The sequence below is a fragment of the Nocardia sp. NPDC004722 genome, assembly GCF_053601505.1.
The window spans coordinates 1-2,293 of the sequence record NZ_JBSGBY010000921.1; the positions used below are offsets into that span (position 1 = coordinate 1).

A 2,293-nucleotide genomic window follows, 5' to 3' on the forward strand; every position below is an offset into this window, starting at 1 on the left:
CCGTGGTCATCGAACGAGAGCCGGTGGTGCAGTGACGATTTCGACGGAGATTCCGACCCGGACGCTGGTGGAGAGCCTGGTCCGCGAGGACGCCACCATCGACGCCGGGGAGCTCTACGATGTCGCGGCGGCGCTCGGGATGACCGATCAGCAGGTGCGGCTGTGCATCAAGAGGCTGGTGGCCGAAGGCCAGTTCACCCATGAGGGTCGCGGGCGCAAGGCGGTGCTGCGGGCCACCGACGACGCCCGCGGCACGCTGGAACCCGACCTCGAGTACCTGCGGCTGATGTACGCGCAGGATCGGGGGCGAGCGGGCTGGGACGGGGTGTGGCATCTGGCGGCGTTCGCGGTGCCCGAGTCCCAGCGGTCCGCCCGCGACGGACTGCGCGACGCCCTCGTCGGGCTCGGCGGCGCACCCATCCAGGGCGGACTGTACGTGTCGGTGCACGCTTGGGAGGACCAGATCCGGGCGACCGCCACCGAACTCGGCATCGCGGGACAGCTGACGACGGCGACCACCACAGACCTCGAGGTGGGTGGCACCACCGCTCCCCGGGAGTTGGCGGCGCGCCTGTGGCCGCTCGAGCAGCTGGCCGCCGGGCACGAGCGGCTGCTCGCCACCGCCGAACACACCATGCGCGCACTGACTTCGGCCGACACCACGCGACGGCTCACCCTCGCGGTCGCCTTGGCGGCCGAATTCGACCGGGCGCTCGAACCCGATCCGCTGCTGCCGCCGGAACTGCTCCCCCGCCACTGGGTCGGCGCGACCGCGCGAGCGGCCGTGGCACAGTGCTGGGCGGCACTGGATTCCGTTGCCCTGCCGCCGATTCGACTGTTCCGCTGGTATGCCGACGTGATCGCCGAGATCACCGCCGAGGCGCGGCAGGCCGAAACCACATAATCTTCCGGCTGCGGCGCATCCCCGTCGCGCGATGCAAGAAATCCTTACGGTTTGCTTACGCCCAACGGTGGCAGCATGTGCTGACGGGCTCACGCCCGCAGGAGTGAAAGCGCTGTAACAGGGGGTGCCAGTGTTGGCAATCGCCGAGGTCGATCAGGCCTTGGCCCGGCTCGACGCCGACCATGGTGAGATCCGCGTGAATCTCGCGGAGCTGGAGCAACATCCGGGAGTCCGATTTCTCGATCGCGTACCGCTGACCGGTGTCAGCGCCGCGCGATGGGCGGCGGGGCGGGCTCGGCTGGATTGGTTGTGGGCGCGGTTGGGGCTGCTGGAGCGGGTCGTCGCACGGGTGCACGAGGTGCGGGGGCGGCGCGCCCGCCCGCATCAGGGGGACCTGGCGGAGCTGACGGAGTTGTTGTGCGGCCCGTCGGTCGCGCTTGCGCCGCAACCGATTCCGCTGCGGGAACGGGATCTGCTCGGCCCGGCCGCGGTGACGCGCTCGCTGACGCTGACGCAGCTGGTGGCCGAGATGAACACGGGCTACCGGGAGGTGGCGCGGCTGGCGACCGCCGCCGAGACGGTGTCCTCGACATTCCTGCCGGGAGTGGACAAGGCGAGCGCGCGGCTGGCGCAGGCGCGGCAGCTGGCGCGGGAACTGGACCTTGCGACGGCACCGAGATCCGGAGCCATGCCGAGGATCACCATGGCGCGCACCATGGTCCAGACGGCATCGTCGACGCTGCCCGCTCCGGTGCGGGTGTCGCCGGTGATGAGCGCGGGACGGTGGATGACGGCGGGGACGTCCCGCTCGACCGCCTGGGTCATGAGCCGTTCGGCAGCCCATTTGCTCAGCAGGTAGCCCGGGGCTCCGACCGGTGGTTCCGCGGTGTCGGCCGTGGAAAGCGAGGCGGTCGACACGAAGTGGACCGGCTTGACGCGGGTGGTGGTGGCCAGGCGGAGCACCTCCGCCGTACCGCCGACGTTCGCGTCACGCATACGTGCGTACGGTTCGAGATGGTTGACCGCCGCGCCATTGTGGTAGATGACGTCCAGGCGTTCCGCGAGGTCGGCGAAACGCGGTGCGCCCATACCGAATTGCGGCAGCGCGAGATCACCCGCGACGGGCAAGATGCGGTCGGCGTCGTGCCCGAACTCCACCCGGTAGCGTGCGGCGGCGGCCCGGATCCGATCCCGGGCGGCGGTATCGGAGGCGGCGCGCACCAGGCAGTGGATGGTGGCCGAGGTGTGCTCGAGTAGTTCACGCAGCAGGAAGACGCCCAGAAAGCCGGTGGCCCCGGTCAACAGGATCTCCCGGTGTGCGTGCTTGCGGTCCGGGTCGTGGCCGTCCGGGTTGATGTCGGGGTCGAGGTCGGCTTGGTGGCGCGGATC

2 protein-coding genes are annotated in these 2,293 nt (G+C 70.5%); one reads left to right on the plus strand and one right to left on the minus strand.

What is annotated here, in order from left to right; translation table 11 throughout:
- The first annotated feature begins 31 nt into the window (after nt 1-31).
- The gene (locus ACWELQ_RS44070; RefSeq protein ID WP_452402909.1) at nt 32-904 is read left to right on the plus strand and encodes a PaaX family transcriptional regulator C-terminal domain-containing protein; all 873 of its coding nucleotides are present in this window, start codon (nt 32-34) and stop codon (nt 902-904) included.
- Between the two features lie 540 nt (nt 905-1,444).
- Here the strand turns inward: ACWELQ_RS44070 and ACWELQ_RS44075 are convergent.
- A partial coding sequence (locus tag ACWELQ_RS44075; RefSeq protein ID WP_452402910.1) for a thioester reductase domain-containing protein occupies nt 1,445-2,293 on the minus strand: 849 nt, incomplete at its 5' end.